Below are 17343 nucleotides of genomic sequence, written 5' to 3'. Positions count from 1 at the left end.
GCCGTGTCCCCTCGGGTGACGTCAGTGGACGGCTTTACAGTGCCTGTCATGGCCTCGACACCATCGAAAGCGTTCGCGCCGACTCAGGGGCCGGGCCGTGCAGCCTGAGACGCTCCAGCAGGATCTCGCCGAGTTCATCGCGTACCGGCATAACCTCCTCAAGGGTGACGAGAAGGGCGAGGCTCAGGTCTTCCTCGACCGACTGTTCAAAGCGTTCGGAAACGGCGGCGTCCGAGAGGCCGGGGCAACCCTGGAGGCACGCGTTCGGAAGGCCGAGACCAAGGGCACCTCATTCGCCGATCTGCTCTGGGAGTCGCGCTGCATCATCGAGATGAAGAAGGCCGGGACCGACCTCTCGAAGCACTTCCGACAGGCCTTCCAGTATTGGATCCAGGTGGTGCCCCACCGCCCGAACTACGTGGTGCTCTGCAACTTTGACGAGTTCTGGGTCTACGATTTCGACCTCCAACTCGACGCTCCAATGGACGTACTGAAGCTCGATGATCTGGTCAACCGGAGAGAAGTGCTCGCGTTCCTCTTGCCGGAGCCCGAGACACCGCTATTCGGCAACGACCTCGTTCAGGTCACGCGCGAGGCGGCGGCGCAAGTCTCCAGCGTGTTTCGCTCGATGAAGGATCGCGGGGTCCCTCGGCTGGATGCTCAGCACTTCGTTCTCCAGTCGGTCGTGGCGATGTTCGCCGAAGACATCGGCCTGCTGCCCGAGAAGTTCTTCACCCGCGTTGTCGAAGAGGCCAAATCTGGCCGCGACGCCTACGACTTGCTCGGCTCACTGTTCCGAGAGATGAACACGCCCGGTCGGACGAAGGGTGGCCAGTTCGTCGGGACGCCTTACTTCAACGGCGGCATCTTCGAGAACATCACGCCGATTGAGATGAACCGAGACGAGCTAAATGCCATTCGGTGGGCGTGCACAACGAACTGGGCTGCCGTCCGCCCCGAGATCTTCGGCACTCTGTTCGAGACCTCGATGGACAAGGACGAACGTCACGCCTACGGCGCTCATTTCACGTCTCAGGCCGACATCGCCCGAGTGGTGATCCCCTGCATCGTGGACCCCTGGATGGAGCGAATCGAAGCCGCCAAGACGATCGGCGACCTGGAGCAGATTCAGCTAGCAATGGCCAGCTACCGAGTGCTCGATCCGGCGTGCGGGTCGGGCAACTTCTTGTACGTGGCCTATCGGGAGATGCGCCGCCTTGAGGTCGAGGTCAAGAATCGCATCGCTGCTCGCCGCCGCACCAAGTCCGGCCAGGCGACGATCTCCTACGTGACGCCCGATCACTTCATGGGAATCGACACCAACGCCTTCGCCGTCGAGGTGGCAAAGGTGACCATGATGATGGCAAAGAAGCTGGCTGCCGACGAGCTGGAGGAGTACGTCGACGCACTCCCCCTGGACAACCTCGACGAGTCGATTCGCTGCCGCGACGCTCTCTTCTCGGAGTGGCCCAGCGCGGACGTGCTCATCGGCAACCCGCCCTATCTGGGTCGGCGGAAGATGGCAGCCGAACTCGGTGCCGATTACGTATCAGACCTTGACGGGAAGTATCCGAACCCCGGCGTGAGTGACTTCGTCACCTACTGGTTTCCCCTGGCGCACAAGGCACTACCCCAGGGCGGCCGAGCGGGGTTTGTCGCTACGCAGGCGGTACGCGACGGCGACTCGCGGAAGGCGTCACTCGATTACGTCGTCAAGAACGATGGGGTGATCTTCGAAGCCGTCTCGGTCACCCCGTGGTCGGGTGACGCCGTGGTTCACGTGTCCATCGTCAACTGGGTGAAGGGCGCGAACCACGCACCCGCGAAGAAGGTCCTTTGGCTGAACAATGGGCAACTCCGACTCGAAGTCGAAGACATCGCCGCCAGCCTGAGGCCGGTCACCGACGTCGGGACTGCCGCCTCGCTGCCCCAAAACAAGGCCCCGAAGCGGATCTTCCAAGGCCAGACGACGGGAAAAATCGATGCCTTCCGTTTGACCGGAGGCGAGGCCGCCGACCTTGGCAAGACAGACCCCGGTTCGGCGGCGTTCATTCACCCAGTCCTCGGTGGGAAGGTGCTGCTCCACTCCCTCGGACCCCAGAACTTCATCATCGACCTCCCCCACGACGACGCGCTGGACGTCAAGGTCGCTGCTCCAGGTGCCCTGGCGAGGCTGCGCAAGCTGGTGCTGCCAGACCGGGAAGCGGCTGCCGAGAAGGAGGCCACCGCGAATGCCGCGATCCTCAAACGCAATTCGAAAGCACAGGTGCGTTGGCACAACAAGAACTTCCTGAACAAGTGGTGGCAGCATTCGTATCGGCGCGACGACATGATCGAGGCGTTCGCTCCGTTGCAGCGCTACATCGCGACGTCTCGGGTGGCGGCAGAGCAGCGGGTCTCCGTCTTCCAATTCGTGGACACGTCGATCCGACCCGACGATTCGATGACCGTCATTGCCTTCGATGACGACTACACCCTCGGCGTCGTGTCGTCGGCGCTTCATAGAGCGTGGTTCGAGGAGCGGTGCTCCAAATTGAAGTCCGACCTTCGCTACACGTCGACCACGGTATGGGATTCGTTTCCGTGGCCGACCTCACCAGGAGAGGCCGTGGCTGAGGTCGCGCAAGCGATGGCCGCCATCATCGACTACCGCGAAGCGAAGCTCGCCAAGGGCATCACGCTGGGAGAGCAGTACGACGCGCTGCGTACCCCTGGGAAGTCGGAACTGCGGGCGCTACACGACGTTCTCGATGCCGCCGTTGTCCGCGCGTACGGGTTCAATCCAGAGGAAGACCTGCTGGCGCAACTGCTGGCCCTGAACCTGGCCGCCGCGTCTGATCCCGAGGCCGCCATCGCACCGGGTGGCGGCGGGCGGCCCGAGGCCTACACCACCACCTACCGACTCACGGCAGCCGCGCCGTGAAGGACCGACCGGTCACGACTTTGACTTAGATGGTTGTCCGTGGCGAAATTCGACCACGTCACCGTCGACCATGACGTAGTCCTTGCCTTCCATCCGCACCTTTCCGGCGGCTTTGGCGGCGGCCATGGAGCCGGCTTCGACCAGGTCGTCGAACGCCACGACCTCGGCCTTGATGAAGCCCTTCTCGAAGTCCGTGTGAATAACGCCCGCTGCGCGAGGCGCGGTGTCGCCCTGGTGGATGGTCCACGCCCGCGATTCCTTGGGTCCCGCGGTCAGGTAGGTCTGCAGCTTCAGCGTCCGGAAACCGGCGCGCGCCAACGCATCCAGGCCGCGCTCGGTCTGGCCGATGGACTCCAGCAGCTCGGCGGCGGACTCGTCGTCGAGCTCCAGCAGCTCGGCCTCGATCTTGGCGTCCAGGAACACGGCCTCGGCCGGGGCGACCATCGCAGTCAGCTCGGCCTTGCGGGCCTCGTCGGTCAGCACCGACTCGTCGGCGTTGAAGACGTACAGGAACGGCTTGACGGTCATCAGGTTGAGCTCACGCAGGGCAGACCAGTCCTTGCCGGTGGAGAACAGGGTCTTGCCCTCGTCGAACACCGCCTGGGCCGCCGCCACGGCCTCGACGATCGGCTTGCGGTCCTTGTTGGTCCGGGCTTCCTTCTCGAGCCGCGGCAGCGCCTTCTCGAGCGTCTGCATGTCGGCGAGGATCAGCTCGGTCTCGATGACCTCGATGTCGGACTTGGGGTCGACGCGGCCGTCGACGTGGACGACGTCGTCGTCGGCGAAGGCGCGCACCACCTGACAGATGGCGTCGGCCTCGCGGATGTTGGCCAGGAACTTGTTGCCCAGGCCCGCGCCCTCGGACGCGCCCTTGACGATGCCGGCGATGTCCACGAACGTCACGGGCGCCGGGACGGTCTTCTCGGAACCGAAGATCTCGGCGAGCTTGTCGAGCCGCGGGTCGGGCAGCGGGACGACACCCTCGTTGGGTTCGATCGTTGCGAACGGATAATTAGCCGCGAGCACGTCATTACGTGTCAACGCGTTGAACAACGTCGACTTCCCGACGTTCGGCAGACCGACGATTCCCAGGTTCAGACCCACGAGTTCGTTAGTTTAGGAGACGCCACACCGTCCCAACGCCCACCTGCAGGCACAGTGGCCCAGATTGCCGGTACGGTCTAGGAGTGTCAGCAGAGCATCATGGGCCCGAAGCCGCCCTCGATCGCCGCTCGGCGCTGCCCAGCATCCCGGGAATCCCCTGGTGGGGAGCCATTGTGCTGGCCGTCACAGCCACCGCGATCGGCTTCGCCTACGACGCCGGCACCGGTGACAAAGAACTCAGCGCTTTCTTCACTTTCTGCTACGTGGCCGGCTGTGTACTCGCTGTGCTCGGCGTGCGGCGGTCCGGGATTTTCACCGCGGTCATCCAGCCCCCGCTGATCCTTTTCGTCGCCGTGCCGGGCGCGTATTTCATGTTCCACAGCGACAAGATCGCCGGCATCAAGGACCTGTTGATCAATTGCGGTTATCCGCTGATCGAGCGTTTCCCGACGATGTTCTTCACCGCGGCGACGGTTCTGATCCTCGGTTTGATCCGCTGGTTCGTCCTGCCGCAGTTCCTGACCTACGAGGAAGACGACACGGAAGAGGCCGTCGCCGAGCCCAAGCCGCGCCGCAGCCGCCGTCAGGCCGACGACGAAGACGTCGCGCCCGCCGGTCTCGCCGCGACGCTGTCGGCCAAGCTCACCAAGCTGACGACAGGCCAGACGCCCCGCAGCTCCCGTACCCGTGCCACCTCGTCGCGTCGTTCGGCGGCGGAGTCGCCGCGCCGCAGCGCTGCCGATCCGCAGCGCGCGCCGCGTCCGTCCCGCGCTCGGGCGCAGGCCGGCGACACCGAGCTGATCGAACCGGTGCCCGGCCAGATGCGTCGGCCGCGGCCCGCACGTCCCCGCCCGGCCGCCACCGATTCGTATGCCGTGCCCGACGAGCCCCGGCGCCGTCCGCGTCCGGCCGGTGAGCCGCGCCGCGCCGCGCAGGAGCGCTATGACTACCGGGAGCCGCGGGAGCGGGACCGCTACGAGCGACCGCAGCGTCCGTCCGCAGCCGAGCCGCGGCGGCGTCGCTACGCCGACGATCCGTACGAGCCCGGCGACCGCTACCAGTCCCCGGCCCGCCCGTCGCGCAACGCACCGCCCAGCGGCGCCCACCACCCCGTCTCCCGGGTGCGGTACCGCGGTGCCGACGACGATGCGGCAGCCGAGCCCCGCGAACGCCGGCCGCGTCAGCCCCACAACTGGGACTGACCGCGTCTGCGTTCGAAGAACTAGTGCCGGGCGGGACGAATCTCGCGCGGCAGCGCGAACACCAGCGTTTCGTTGGCGGTGGTGACCGGCTGGACGGTGTCGTAGCCGAATTCCGCGAGGCGCTCGAGCACGCCGCGCACCAGGATTTCCGGTACCGACGCGCCTGAGGTGACGCCGACCGTCGTGACGCCCTCGAGCCAGACCGGGTCGATGTCCTCGGCGTAGTCGACGAGCTTCGCGGCGTTGGAGCCGGCGTTCAGGGCCACCTCGACCAGACGAACCGAGTTGGACGAGTTCCGCGAGCCAACGACGATCACGAGTTCGCACTCGGGAGCCATCGCCTTGACCGCGACCTGGCGGTTCTGGGTGGCGTAGCAGATGTCGTCGCTGGGCGGGTCCTGCAGCGTCGGGAACTTCTCCCGCAGCCGTCGGACGGTCTCCATGGTCTCGTCGACCGACAGCGTGGTCTGGGACAGCCAGATGACCTTGTTCGGGTCGCGGACGGTCACCTTGTCGACGGCGTCGGGGTTGTCGACGACCTGCACGTGGTCCGGGGCCTCACCGGCGGTGCCGACGACTTCTTCGTGGCCCTCATGGCCGACCAGCAGGATGTCGTAGTCGTCGCGGGCGAAGCGCTTGGCCTCGTTGTGCACCTTGGTGACCAGCGGGCAGGTGGCGTCGATGGTCCGCAGATTGCGGGCGGCGGCCTCCTCGTGCACCGTCGGCGCGACGCCGTGGGCGGAGAACACCACGATGGCGCCCTCGGGCACCTCTTCGGTCTGCTCGACGAACACCGCACCGGCCTTGGCCAGCGTGTCCACCACGTAGCGGTTGTGCACGATCTCGTGGCGCACGTATACGGGAGCGCCGTGCTTCTCCAGCGCGCGCTCCACGGTCTCGACGGCGCGGTCCACGCCGGCGCAGTAGCCACGCGGCTCGGCGAGCAGCACGCGCTTGCCGGTTTTGCTCATAGCTTCTCCGGCGACCGAAACGGTGGCGCCGGGAATGCCCATATTGATCGTCGGTGGCATAGCACAAGGGTACTGATCCCCGCTGGGCCACAGCCAGCCGTACTCTGGCAGGCATGTCTACTGCGCCCTACGGAGTCCGGCTGCTGGTCGGCGCGGCGGCGACCGCGCTCGAGGAGACGATTCGGCTCCCCCACACCATCCTGACCTACCCGATGACGCTGGCCAGTCAGCTCGCCCAGCTGATCATGAAGATGCAGCAGGACCTGGCCGAACTGGTCAACAAGGGTGACGAGACCCTTGAGCAATGGTTCCCGCCGAAGGACGAGCAGCCGGAGTGGGCCACTTTCGACGAGGATCTGCTGGAGCCCGCGACACCCGACGCAGCGACAGCCCCCACAGAGAAGCTCGACGGCGCCCGCCTGACCGAGGGCCGGTTCGCGCTGTACAGCACCGGTGCCGCCGAGGCCCCGAAGCCGACGACCAACGGTGCGGCCGCCAACGGCGCGAGCGTCGTGACCCCCGCGATCGTCGAGGACCTGGACTACGCCGAGCTGACCCTGGCCCAGCTGCGGGCCCGGCTCCCCCAGCTCAAGGTGGACGACCTCGAGGCGCTGCTGACCTACGAGAACAACACCAAGTCCCGCGCGCCGTTCCAGACGCTGCTGGCCAACAGGATCACCCGCGCGACCGCGAAGTGATGCGGTGACGTCGGCTGCCGCAGCGGCCGGAAACGAGAACTCGGCCGAAAATCCCTGGCCGGTCCGGGCGGTGTCCACCCGCGTGGCCAAGTACATCGACCGGCTCGGCACCATCTGGATCGAGGGCCAGCTCACCGAGCTGAAGCTGCGTCAGTCGACGGCCTGGATGGTGCTGCGCGACCCGGCTGCCGACATGTCATTGTCTGTCAGCTGCCCGCGCGCCCTGGTCGACGACGCCCCCGTGCCGTTGTCCGAGGGCACCCAGGTGATCATGCTGGGCAAGCCGCAGTTCTACACCCGCAACGGCTCATTCTCGTTGCGGATCAGCCAGATTCGCGCCGTCGGCATCGGTGAGCTGCTGGCCCGCATCGACCGCCTGCGCCGGCTGCTCGATGCCGAGGGCCTGTTCGACCCACGACTCAAGCGCCCGATCCCGTTCCTGCCCAACACGATTGGGCTCATCACCGGCCGCGCGTCGGCCGCTGAGCATGACGTCGTCACCGTCGCCCAAAGTCGTTGGCCCGCAGTCCACTTCGATATCCGCAACGCTGCGGTGCAGGGCGCCAATGCGGTACCGCAGATCGTCGAGGCCCTGCGCGCGCTGGACGCCGCGCCGCACGTCGACGTCATCGTGATCGCGCGCGGTGGCGGCAGTGTCGAGGACCTGCTGCCGTTCTCCGACGAGACGCTGTGCCGCGAGATCGCGGCCTGCACCACGCCGGTGGTGAGCGCCGTCGGGCACGAACCGGACAACCCGCTGTGCGACCTGGTCGCCGACCTGCGGGCGGCGACGCCGACCGACGCGGCCAAACGCGTCGTCCCCGACGCCGCTGCCGAGCAGGCGCTGGTGACCGACCTGCGGCGGCGCAGTGCGCAGGCCCTGCGCAACTGGGTGCACCGCGAGGAGCGCTTCATCGGTCAGCTGCGCGGCCGCCCGGTGCTGGCGCAGCCGCTGCAGGCGCTGGACGCCCACGCCGCGGAGATCACCCGGGCGGTGACGGCCGCGCGCCGCGACATCCGGCGGCTCATCGCCACCGAGACCGACCATGTCGGGCACCTTTCGGCCCGGCTGGCCACGCTCGGGCCGGCTGCGACCCTGGCCCGCGGGTATGCCGTGGTGCAGAACCTGTCAGCCGGCGGTGCGGTCCTGCGGTCGGCGCAGGATGCCCCGGCGGGAACCAGACTCCGAATCCGGGTGGCCGACGGTGCCGTCACGACCGTGAGCGAAGGAATATATGACGAACATTAGTCAGCTCGGCTACGAAGCTGCCCGCGACGAACTGATCGAGGTCGTCCGCAAACTGGAAGCGGGCGGGCTCGACCTCGACACCTCGCTCCAGCTCTGGGAAAGGGGCGAACAACTGGCAAAACGTTGCGAAGAGCACCTGGCCGGCGCCCGCAAGAAAGTCGAGGACGCGCTCACCTCGGGCGCCGAAGACGACAATTGATCAGTGCGGTAATTTCTCCCGCACTCTGTTAACTGGAACACGTTTCAGTTATGCTCCTGCACCATGCGTGATGCTTCCCTGACCACAGACCTCGGCCGTGTGTTGGTAACCGGCGGGTCTGGCTTCGTCGGCGCCAACCTGGTGACCGAACTGCTCGGCCGTGGCCACCACGTCCGGTCGTTCGACCGGGCGCCGTCGCCGCTGCCGGCCAACCCGAACCTGGAGACGCTGGTCGGCGACATCACGAACGTTGACGACGTCGACGCCGCAGTCCAGGGCATCGACACGATCATCCACACCGCGGCGATCATCGACCTGATGGGCGGCGCGTCCGTCACCGACGAGTACCGCAACCGCAGCTTCGGCGTGAATGTCGGCGGCACCGAGAACCTGGTGAAGCTGGGCCGGGCCGCGGGTGTCAAGCGCTTCGTCTACACCGCGTCGAACAGCGTGGTCATGGGCGGGCAGGACATCCAGAACGGCGACGAGACCATGCCGTACACCGCCCGCTTCAACGACCTGTACACCGAGACCAAGGTCGCCGCCGAGAAGTTCGTGCTGTCACAGAACGGCGTCGACGGCATGCTCACCTGTTCCATCCGGCCCAGCGGCATCTGGGGCCGCGGCGACCAGACCATGTTCCGCAAGGTGTTCGAGAACATCCTCGCCGGCCACGTCAAGGTGCTGGTGGGCAACAAGAACATCAAGCTGGACAACTCCTACGTGCACAACCTGATCCACGGTTTCATCCTGGCGGGCGAGCACCTGGTGCCCGGCGGTACCTCACCCGGGCAGGCGTACTTCATCAACGACGGCGAACCGCTCAACATGTTCGAGTTCGCCCGCCCGGTCATCGTCGCGTGCGGCCGCAAGCTGCCCACCTTCTACGTCACCGGCAAGCTCGTGCACCGCGTGATGATGGCGTGGCAGTGGCTGCATTTCCGGTTCGCCCTGTCCGAGCCGCTGATCGAGCCGCTGGCGGTGGAGCGCCTCTACCTGAACAACTACTTCTCGATCGCCAAGGCCAAGCGCGACCTCGGCTACGAGCCGCTGTTCAACACCGAACAGGCCATGAAGGAATGCATGCCGTACTACGTCGACCTCTTCCACCAGATGGAAGCGGCCGACGCCGCGAAGTAGCTTTCTCCCGCGGGCAGGGGGTCACCACCCACTCGCGAGCTGGGGGTACCTCCCGCTTGCGCGGGTTTCTCGGCCCCGGTAGTCAGCGGTACAGGTGCACCGGGTGCTGTGTTGATTTCTCGATGTTCGCCGACGCCGCCATGAGCAGATCGGTACCGAGCGCGATGAGCGCGCGGGCCGCCGCGATCTCCTCACCGACCAACGGCGCACTCGGGTCTTTGGGATTGCGGTAGGCATCCCCCGTCGTCGTGAGCGTGTCGTCACGGAGCCGGGCGTGCGCGCTGGCGTGGGTGTGGACATCGTCCTCGAAGAACTCGATCTCGACGTGCCACTTGTTGGTCAGATCCTTGTCGTACATGTCGATCACCTTCCCTAAGTAAGCGTGCTCCTCCCGCCGCCCGTTGACCAGTACCGATTTCACGCACCTGCCGAAGCCCCGCCGGAATCGGTGACGCACCCGTAAAGTCGAACGGGCACAGCAATTTCCGTTTCGATCGAGGAGCTCTGTCATGCCCGACGGCAAACCCAACATCCTGGTGATCTGGGGCGACGACATCGGCATCAGCAACCTGAGTTGTTACAGCGACGGGCTGATGGGCTACCGCACCCCGAACATCGACCGCATCGCCGCCGAAGGCATGCGCTTCACCGACTCCTACGGCGAGCAAAGCTGCACCGCGGGACGGGCGGCCTTCATCAGCGGTCAGAGCGTGTACCGCACCGGCATGAGCAAAGTCGGCGTGCCGGGCGTCGACATCGGTTGGGCCGCAGAGGATCCGACCATCGCCGAACTGCTCAAGCCCATGGGCTACGCCACCGGCCAGTTCGGCAAAAACCACTTCGGCGACCTGAACAAGTACCTACCGACCGTGCACGGGTTCGACGAGTTCTACGGCAACCTCTACCACCTGAACGCCGAAGAAGAGCCCGAGAACTTCGACTACCCGCACAAGGACCAGTTCCCCCTGCTGTACGAGAAGGCATTGCCGCGCGGGGTGATGAACTGCAAGGCCACCACCGAGGTCTCGACCGAACCTGACGACCCGAAGTTCGGTCCGGTCGGCAAGCAGACCATCGAGGACACCGGCCCGCTGACCGCCAAGCGGATGGAGACCATCGACGACGACATCGCCGACCGCACCGTCGACTACATCAAGCGTCAGCACGAGGCGGGCAACCCGTTCTTCGTGTGGTGCAACTTCACCCACATGCACCTGTACACGCACGTGAAGCCGGAGAGCCGCGGACAAGCCGGGTTGTGGCAGTCCGAGTACCACGACGTGATGATCGACCACGACAAGAACGTCGGCACAGTGCTGGACGTCCTGGACGAATTGGGCATCGCCGACGACACCATCGTCATCTACTCCACCGACAACGGCCCGCACCGCAACACCTGGCCCGACGGTGGCACCACCCCGTTCCGCAGCGAGAAGAACACCAACTGGGAGGGCGCCTTCCGGGTGCCCGAAATGATCCGCTGGCCCGGAAAGATCAAGGCGGGCAGCGTCTCCAACGACATCATCCAGCACCACGACTGGCTGCCGACGCTGCTGGCCGCCGCCGGCGACCCCGATATCGCCGAGAAGCTCAAGAAGGGCCACAAGGCGGGGGCTGATGGAAACACGGACTACAAAGTTCATATCGACGGGTTCAACCTCCTGCCGTACCTGACGGGCGAGGTCGAGCACAGCCCGCGGCGCGGCTTCTTCTACTTCAACGACGACGCCGAGCTGGTCGCGATGCGTTTCGAAAACTGGAAGATCGTCTTCGCCGAACAGCGCTGCCAGGGCACCCTGCGGATTTGGGCCGAGCCGTTCACACCGTTGCGGGTGCCCAAGCTCTTCAACCTGCGCACCGACCCGTACGAGTACGCCGACATCACATCCAACACGTACTACGAGTGGTTCCTGCGGCGCGACTTCTTCGCCTTCTACGCGACGGCGATGGCCGCGGCGTTCCTCGACACCTTCAAGGAGTTCCCGCCCCGGCACCCACCGGCCAGCTTCAGCATCGATCAGATCGTCGAGAAGCTCCACGAGTTCCTGGCGGCGGATTAGGTGTTGGAGTCCTGGAACAACGGCCCGACGAAGTCGGCGATCGTCGACTTCGTCGGGCGCGTCACCACCGACGGGCCGGATTTCGTTGCGCCGCAAGACCGGATCGCGGTCTTCGACAACGACGGCACGCTGTGGTGCGAGAAGCCGGCCTATATCCAGCTGGATTTCCTGGTGCGTCGACTGGCCGAGCAGGCTGCCGCCGACCCGGCGCTGGCGGACCGGCAGCCGTATGCGGCGGCCGCCGCCGGTGACCTCACCTGGTTCGGCGACGCCGTCACCAAGCACTATCAGGGCGATGACAGTGATCTGAAAGTGCTTGCCGGGGGCGTTCTTTCGGCGCACTCCGGGATCACCGTCGAGGAGCATGCCGCGCGGGTGGCGGCATTCTTCGCCGCGGCCCGGCACCCCACGCTGGACCGTCCGTATACCGCGTGCGGGTATGTGCCGATGACCGAGTTGCTGCGTTACCTGGAGTCGCACGGTTTCACCTGCTACATCGTCTCCGGCGGCGGGCGGGACTTCATGCGGCCCGTCACCGAAGCCATGTACGGCATCCCGCCCGAACGCGTGGTGGGCAGCTCAGTGGGTGTCACGTTCGCCGATGGCGATCTGGTGACGACGGCGCAGCCGGAGTTCCTCAACGACGGGCCGGTCAAGCCCGTGCGGATCTGGGGACGGACTGGGCGGCGGCCGATCTTCGCGGCGGGCAACTCCAACGGTGACATCGAAATGCTGCAGTACACCAAGGGTTTTCAGCTATTGGTGTTGCATGACGACGCCGACCGCGAGTTCGCCTATGAAGCCGGCGCCGAGAAGGCACTGACTCTGGCAGAGACCGAAGGCTGGACCGTCGCGAGCATGCAGTCCGACTGGGCCGAGGTGTTCCCCCGTTGACCCTGGTCTGGGTACCGGGGCAGACGACGGTGCTGGGCTCCGACGCGCACTACGCCGAAGAAGCCCCGGCCCGCGAGGTGACGGTCGACGGCTTCTGGATGCAGCCCCATCAGGTGACCAACGCGGACTTCGCCGCCTTCGTGGAGGCGACGGGCTACGTCACCGTAGCCGAACGCCCGCTGAACCCGGCGGACTATCCGGGCGCCCCGGCGGAGAATCTGCAGCCGGGCTCGATGGTGTTCCGCCGCACCGCGGGTCCCGTCGACCTGCGTCACCTCAGCCAGTGGTGGACATGGACGCCGGGCGCCTGCTGGAACCATCCGCGCGGCCCGAAGTCGTCACTGCGGAACCGCGAGCAGCACCCCGTCGTGCACGTGGCATTCGAGGACGCCGCCGCGTACACCGACTGGGCCGGGCTGGCCCTGCCCACCGAGGCGCAGTGGGAGGTCGCGGCCCGCGGAGGCCTGGACCGCGCCATCTACACCTGGGGCGACGAAGCCGAGCAGCCCGGGCAACAGCTGGCCAACTTCTGGCACGGCGAATTCCCGTACCTGCCCGACACCGGCTACGGACAGACCACGCCGGTGGGCAGCTTTCCGCCGAACGACTACGGCCTGTTCGACATGGCCGGCAACGTCTGGGAATGGACCACCGACTTCTACGGGGACACCCGAGACACCCGGCCCTGTTGCGCCGCAGACAGTTACGACCCTGACCAACCGGGGACGCCGGTAGCCCGCCGGGTGATCAAGGGCGGCTCATTCCTGTGCGCCGACAGTTACTGCCTGCGCTACCGGCCGGCAGCCCGTCGTCCACAAGCCGTCGATACGGGGATGAGTCATGTCGGCTTCCGATGTGTGCGGAACGGGTGAGGTAGCCGAATCAAAGTGGATTGCGGCCGGCGAAGGCGATGACCCGCTGCGTCGGACTGGCGTCGCCACCCAATTCAACCCCCGGACCGAACAAGCCCTGGGGTTGTAGAGCGGGCACAAGTGCTGCACCTACGCCCTCTGCCAGCGCAGCCTCAGCGTCATCGAATTCGACCGTTCGTCCCACGGCGACCGCAAGATCCCAGCTGTGGATGAGCGTCGAGTAGGTGATGATGCTGATCGCCTCGGCCGCCGGCATCGATCCGAGCACCGTGGTGACCGGATGCTGCCAGTCACCGATGGTGGCCCACGCACGTTGGGAACGGCCGATCGACTGCTCAGCAACCGCCAACGGGTCCGACCCCAAAATATCAGCGCCACTGAACAATTCCGCTTCCGTCGGCCCGCTGCCGCCATCGACGGCGGCCGCAAAAGCATCGATCGAAGAGATGGTGTGGCTCAGCAGCGACCGCACCGCCCATCCCGCGCACGGACTCGACAGGTCGAGGTCCGACGCCGTCAACGTCGACACGAGACCGACCAGTCGGGCATCGGCCCCCGAGAGCAATTCAACAGGTCCCATCACAACGCCACCTAACGTTAGTAGTTGCTATTTACCGTTATGGTTCTACGCGACAGCGGCTAACGTTGTCAACGGAGTGCTACCGTTAATTCGGTGGCAGCCACATCGAGACTGGAGCGCGCGCAGCGCGCCGGTTTTCCCGTGGCAGGAGAGCCATTGGCCGTGGATTTGGCCGACACGATCATCACGGTGACCACTCCGGCCACCGACCTGCTCGCCGACGAAGCGGCCTGCCGACTCTGGTGGGACCTCCAGCGCGACCGCCTGCCAGACACCGCGTCGGCTCCGCCGCTGCGACAGACCATCGAGCTACGCGAGGCCATTCGCGAGATCCTCGACGCCCAGATTGCCGGCACACCGCCGAGCCGTGCCGCAGTAAGTCACGTGAACCAATCCGCCGCCGGCGTCCTCCGCACGAGGAGGCTGGTGCGCGTCCCCGCTGGATGGGCATCGGAAACCGAATACCACCCGACCACCGACCAGTCGCACCAGCTTGCTGTGGCGCTCGTAGCAGACAGCCTCATCGACTTTCTGGTCGGACCGACGTCACAGCGACTTCGCCGTTGCCAAAACCCTGCTTGCAGTATGCTTTTCGTGGCGCAGGACGCGCGCCGAAAATTCTGCACGCAAAACATCTGCGCCAATCGGATGCGTGCGGCGCGGCACTACCAGCGCCACCACTGACGGCTACCATGCCACCCTGCGGAGACTGCGGCCACATTTGAATGCTGCAAGCACCAAGGGTTTTCGGCTGCTGATGTTGCACGACGATGCCGACCGCGAGAGAGAAGGTCAGTCCCGCAGTGGCGCAAAGGCGAAGTCGCGCAGCCCGTCTCGTGGGTGAATCGCGGCGGTGAAACCGAGTTCCTGGGTGGCGCATACGGGATCGGCAACGATATGGCGGACGTCGCCGCTGCGGTACTGACCAGTGACCTTGGGCTGCGGGGCATTGCGGGCAGCGCATAACTGCTCAGCCACTTCACGAATCGTGATCGGGTGTCCGGAACACACGTTGAAGGCCGTGAAGCCGCCGTGGTCGTATGTCGTCGCGGCGACGTTGGCCGCGGCCACGTCGTCAACATGGACGAAGTCGCGCATCTGCCCGCCGTCTTCGTAAACGTCTGGGACGGAACCATTTTCCAAGGCTGAGCGGAAGATGGCCGCCACCCCGGAGTACGGCGTATCCCGGGGCATACCCGGGCCGTAAACATTGTGGTAGCGCAGTGCGACGACCGACCCACCCACCGCGTCGGCCCAGGCCAACGCGTAGTGCTCCTGCGCCGCCTTACTTGCCGCGTAGAGGCTGCGCGGCCGCAGCGGGGCATCCTCCCCCACCGTGCGCCAATGCAACTCTTCGCCACCTAACGGACAGCGGTGCTCGAATACGCCCGCGTCCAGGTCCGACTGGCGGCGCGGCAACGGCTCAACCAGCCCGTGTCGCGCACATTCGTAGCTCCCCTGGCCGTAGACCACCATCGACGACGCCAGCACCAGACGCCGGCACCCCGCGGCGTACATCTGGGCCAGGAGCACCGTCGTGCCGAAGTCGTTGTGACTGCCGTAGGACGGTGCGTCGGCGGCATTGACGCCCGCGCCGACCACGGCAGCCTGGTGGCAGACCATGTCGATGCCCTTGAGCAGCCCGGCCAACGCCTCGGCATCACGTACGTCCTGTATCCGGCAGCCATCGGGCGGCAGGGCACCGTCGCCATGCGCAGCGCTGAGCATGGCGTCAATGGCGACAACCTCGTGCCCGGCGGCGGTCAACGCCGCCCAGATGCGCGAACCGATGAAACCGGCGGCGCCGGTCAGGAGTATCCGCACGGTGCTGTCAGCAGCCGTCCGGGCAGACGACATCAACGAGGGCAGACGCGGCTCCGCCGTCCAGCTTTCGAACATTGCTCACCGAGCACGCGGTGAGCGGAGCCGTCGGCGTCTGGTTGATCTGCACGAGATAGCCTTCCGCTCGCAGATCGTTGATCACCGCGTCCGCCGGCGCTGCCGACGCGACCGGAGCGAACGCCACCATCGCAAGAGCGGCTGCACCCATGCCCATGATCACTGACTTCATCACAGCACTCTTTCGTTGTCTTCCAATAGAATTCGTGTGCATCAACGCGGTTCTCACCGGCGAGAACCGCCCGCCGAAGGCGGCAATACCACTGTAATGCAGTAACTTTCGTGAGATTCTTACCGATTGGTGACCATCCCGACGAGTTCCCGGCCTGGCCGCGATCACTCTGTCGATCAAGCGCCCGCGCCGCCGGCAACCGCCCTCACCGCAGCGACAATGTCATCGATCAGCGGGATGTCGGCCGCAGTGACGGCGTGATGGGCGTAAACAATGCGTCCGTCACGGTCCACGACGAAGGTGCCGCGGCCCTGCAGGACATCCGACGTCACCTTGCCTGCGCGGCTACCCGAGCGCAGCACGCGGATCAGGCGCATCGGAGAGAACATGGCATACCGCCCGAGCGAAAAGCGCTCGACTTCCGTGGCACGCTCAAGCTCCTGTTGCGGGTCACTGAGGCAGTCGGCGGTGATGCCGCGCTGCGCACAGGACGCACATACCGTGTCGATGTCATCGCGATAGACGATGGCCACGCGGGCGCCTGCCGCCGCGAGTTGATCGCCGGCCTGCTCGAGGTCGCGGGCAGCCTGCTGACAGAACGGGCACCACAACCGGTGAAACGCCACCACAGCAGGTCCTGTCGCAATCAACTGCGCGACCGTGACGTCCCCGTCCGCCGATGTCACGGCGACATCGACCGGAAAGCGTTCTCCAACAAAAAGACTCACCGCGCCCTCCAAACGAATGTCAAGTGAATGACCGGCGACAGCCACACTCAAGATTTCTGTACTCTACAGTACAAAGTTGATCGCTTGATAGCGTCATCGAGTGATCACCGAGCCGACGACCGACCGTGGCCGCGCGACGGTGGCCCGAATCTTGGAGGCGGCATGTGTCTTGTTCGCCCGTCAGGGAGTGCGGGCGACGACTCTCGATGAGATCGGCGGCGCCGCCGGTGCGGGGCGCAGCCAGCTGTACCACTTTTTCGCCGACAAGGCGGACTTGGTTTCCGACGTGGTCCGGTTCCAGGTCGACCGGGTGCTGTCGGCGGTCGAGCCGTCATTCGACAACGTCAACACGGCCGCCGATCTCCGCGCCTGGTGCGCCGACGCACTCCGCGCGCACGCATCTTCTGACGATCCCATCCGCTGCCCCATCGGATCGCTGGTCTACGAACTCGACCGCTCCGCCGATGGCCCGGCCCGTGCAGCGCTCAGGGCCGGGTTCGGCCGCTGGGAACAGGTGATCGGCGACGCCTTCCAGCGGGTGGCCGCCGACGGCGGGTTGCTGCCCGGCACCGATCCCGCTGTCCTGGCTGCCGGTCTACTCGCCGCCTACCAGGGCGGCATGTTGCTCGCGGACGTCAGTGGCGATGTCGCA

The 17343-nt window shown here is 65.9% G+C and carries 17 protein-coding genes and 1 pseudogene; 11 read left to right on the top strand and 7 right to left on the bottom strand.

What is annotated here, in order from left to right:
• Positions 1 to 97 precede the first annotated feature (97 nt).
• Positions 98 to 2923, top strand: coding sequence for a class I SAM-dependent DNA methyltransferase (locus ACJEIK_RS05535; RefSeq protein ID WP_064860383.1), 2826 nt, complete (start codon positions 98 to 100; stop codon positions 2921 to 2923).
• A 12-nt stretch (positions 2924 to 2935) separates the two neighbouring features.
• Here ACJEIK_RS05535 and ychF read toward each other — a convergent pair whose 3' ends face one another.
• Entirely contained in the window at positions 2936 to 4027 is a 1092-nt protein-coding gene (ychF, locus tag ACJEIK_RS05530; protein ID WP_409431160.1) for a redox-regulated ATPase YchF, read from the bottom strand.
• An 83-nt stretch (positions 4028 to 4110) separates the two neighbouring features.
• Here ychF and ACJEIK_RS05525 point away from each other — a divergent pair, with 83 nt between their 5' ends.
• Positions 4111 to 5229 carry a DUF6542 domain-containing protein gene (locus tag ACJEIK_RS05525; RefSeq protein ID WP_409431159.1) on the top strand — a complete coding sequence of 373 codons (1119 nt, stop codon included), beginning with the start codon at positions 4111 to 4113 and terminating at the stop codon, positions 5227 to 5229.
• A 20-nt stretch (positions 5230 to 5249) separates the two neighbouring features.
• Here ACJEIK_RS05525 and ACJEIK_RS05520 read toward each other — a convergent pair whose 3' ends face one another.
• Complete coding sequence (locus tag ACJEIK_RS05520) at positions 5250 to 6260, bottom strand: 4-hydroxy-3-methylbut-2-enyl diphosphate reductase (protein WP_318986864.1); 1011 nt, start codon at positions 6258 to 6260, stop codon at positions 5250 to 5252.
• 53 nt (positions 6261 to 6313) lie between these two features.
• Between ACJEIK_RS05520 and ACJEIK_RS05515 the strand changes: the two genes are divergently transcribed.
• From ACJEIK_RS05515 to ACJEIK_RS05500, 4 genes are all read left to right on the top strand, one after another.
• Entirely contained in the window at positions 6314 to 6898 is a 585-nt protein-coding gene (locus ACJEIK_RS05515) for a lipid droplet-associated protein (RefSeq protein WP_133425538.1), read from the top strand.
• A 4-nt stretch (positions 6899 to 6902) separates the two neighbouring features.
• Complete coding sequence (gene xseA, locus ACJEIK_RS05510) at positions 6903 to 8147, top strand: exodeoxyribonuclease VII large subunit (RefSeq protein WP_409431158.1); 1245 nt, start codon at positions 6903 to 6905, stop codon at positions 8145 to 8147.
• On the top strand, positions 8134 to 8346 hold the full coding sequence (locus tag ACJEIK_RS05505; RefSeq protein ID WP_064860378.1) for an exodeoxyribonuclease VII small subunit: 213 nt from the start codon (positions 8134 to 8136) through the stop codon (positions 8344 to 8346). Before xseA ends, ACJEIK_RS05505 begins: the two co-directional genes overlap by 14 nt.
• A gap of 63 nt (positions 8347 to 8409) precedes the next feature.
• On the top strand, positions 8410 to 9486 hold the full coding sequence (locus ACJEIK_RS05500; protein WP_409431157.1) for an NAD-dependent epimerase/dehydratase family protein: 1077 nt from the start codon (positions 8410 to 8412) through the stop codon (positions 9484 to 9486).
• 82 nt (positions 9487 to 9568) lie between these two features.
• Here ACJEIK_RS05500 and ACJEIK_RS05495 read toward each other — a convergent pair whose 3' ends face one another.
• Positions 9569 to 9844: a dsRBD fold-containing protein gene (locus ACJEIK_RS05495; protein WP_029104721.1), complete on the bottom strand. Its 276-nt coding sequence runs from the start codon at positions 9842 to 9844 to the stop codon at positions 9569 to 9571.
• A 151-nt stretch (positions 9845 to 9995) separates the two neighbouring features.
• Here ACJEIK_RS05495 and ACJEIK_RS05490 point away from each other — a divergent pair, with 151 nt between their 5' ends.
• Genes ACJEIK_RS05490 through ACJEIK_RS05480 form a run of 3 tightly spaced genes read left to right on the top strand, consistent with a single transcriptional unit; the run spans position 9996 to position 13312 of the window.
• Entirely contained in the window at positions 9996 to 11546 is a 1551-nt protein-coding gene (locus ACJEIK_RS05490; protein WP_061003284.1) for an arylsulfatase, read from the top strand.
• Positions 11547 to 12440 carry an HAD family hydrolase gene (locus ACJEIK_RS05485; protein WP_061003286.1) on the top strand — a complete coding sequence of 298 codons (894 nt, stop codon included), beginning with the start codon at positions 11547 to 11549 and terminating at the stop codon, positions 12438 to 12440.
• Positions 12437 to 13312: a formylglycine-generating enzyme family protein gene (locus tag ACJEIK_RS05480; RefSeq protein WP_409431156.1), complete on the top strand. Its 876-nt coding sequence runs from the start codon at positions 12437 to 12439 to the stop codon at positions 13310 to 13312. The genes ACJEIK_RS05485 and ACJEIK_RS05480 overlap by 4 nt, the downstream gene beginning before the upstream one ends.
• A 10-nt stretch (positions 13313 to 13322) precedes the next feature.
• Here ACJEIK_RS05480 and ACJEIK_RS05475 read toward each other — a convergent pair whose 3' ends face one another.
• Positions 13323 to 13892 carry a TIGR03086 family metal-binding protein gene (locus tag ACJEIK_RS05475; protein WP_061003291.1) on the bottom strand — a complete coding sequence of 190 codons (570 nt, stop codon included), beginning with the start codon at positions 13890 to 13892 and terminating at the stop codon, positions 13323 to 13325.
• Positions 13893 to 13985: 93 nt separating this feature from the next.
• Between ACJEIK_RS05475 and ACJEIK_RS05470 the strand changes: the two genes are divergently transcribed.
• Positions 13986 to 14576 (top strand): CGNR zinc finger domain-containing protein, encoded by a 591-nt coding sequence (locus ACJEIK_RS05470; RefSeq protein WP_082762317.1) that lies wholly within the window; start codon positions 13986 to 13988, stop codon positions 14574 to 14576.
• A gap of 108 nt (positions 14577 to 14684) precedes the next feature.
• Here ACJEIK_RS05470 and ACJEIK_RS05465 read toward each other — a convergent pair whose 3' ends face one another.
• The 3 genes from ACJEIK_RS05465 to ACJEIK_RS05455 form a co-directional block, all read right to left on the bottom strand.
• Complete coding sequence (locus ACJEIK_RS05465) at positions 14685 to 15716, bottom strand: NAD-dependent epimerase/dehydratase family protein (RefSeq protein WP_061010704.1); 1032 nt, start codon at positions 15714 to 15716, stop codon at positions 14685 to 14687.
• Between the two features lie 7 nt (positions 15717 to 15723).
• A complete protein-coding gene (locus tag ACJEIK_RS05460) occupies positions 15724 to 15963 on the bottom strand; it encodes a hypothetical protein (RefSeq protein ID WP_061001726.1) in 240 nt (79 codons plus the stop codon).
• Positions 15964 to 16139: 176 nt separating this feature from the next.
• The gene (locus ACJEIK_RS05455) at positions 16140 to 16736 is read right to left on the bottom strand and encodes a redoxin domain-containing protein (protein ID WP_234785598.1); all 597 of its coding nucleotides are present in this window, start codon (positions 16734 to 16736) and stop codon (positions 16140 to 16142) included.
• Positions 16737 to 16791: 55 nt separating this feature from the next.
• On the opposite strand from ACJEIK_RS05455, the pseudogene ACJEIK_RS05450 reads away from it, so the two are divergent.
• Positions 16792 to 17304 (top strand): annotated as a pseudogene (locus ACJEIK_RS05450) (TetR/AcrR family transcriptional regulator); the annotation flags it as partial.
• Positions 17305 to 17343: the final 39 nt, after the last annotated feature.

It is taken from the genome of Mycobacterium sp. SMC-16 (assembly GCF_046250085.1).
Taxonomy (GTDB): domain Bacteria; phylum Actinomycetota; class Actinomycetes; order Mycobacteriales; family Mycobacteriaceae; genus Mycobacterium; species Mycobacterium phocaicum.
This window is presented reverse-complemented; position numbering and strand designations above follow the sequence as displayed.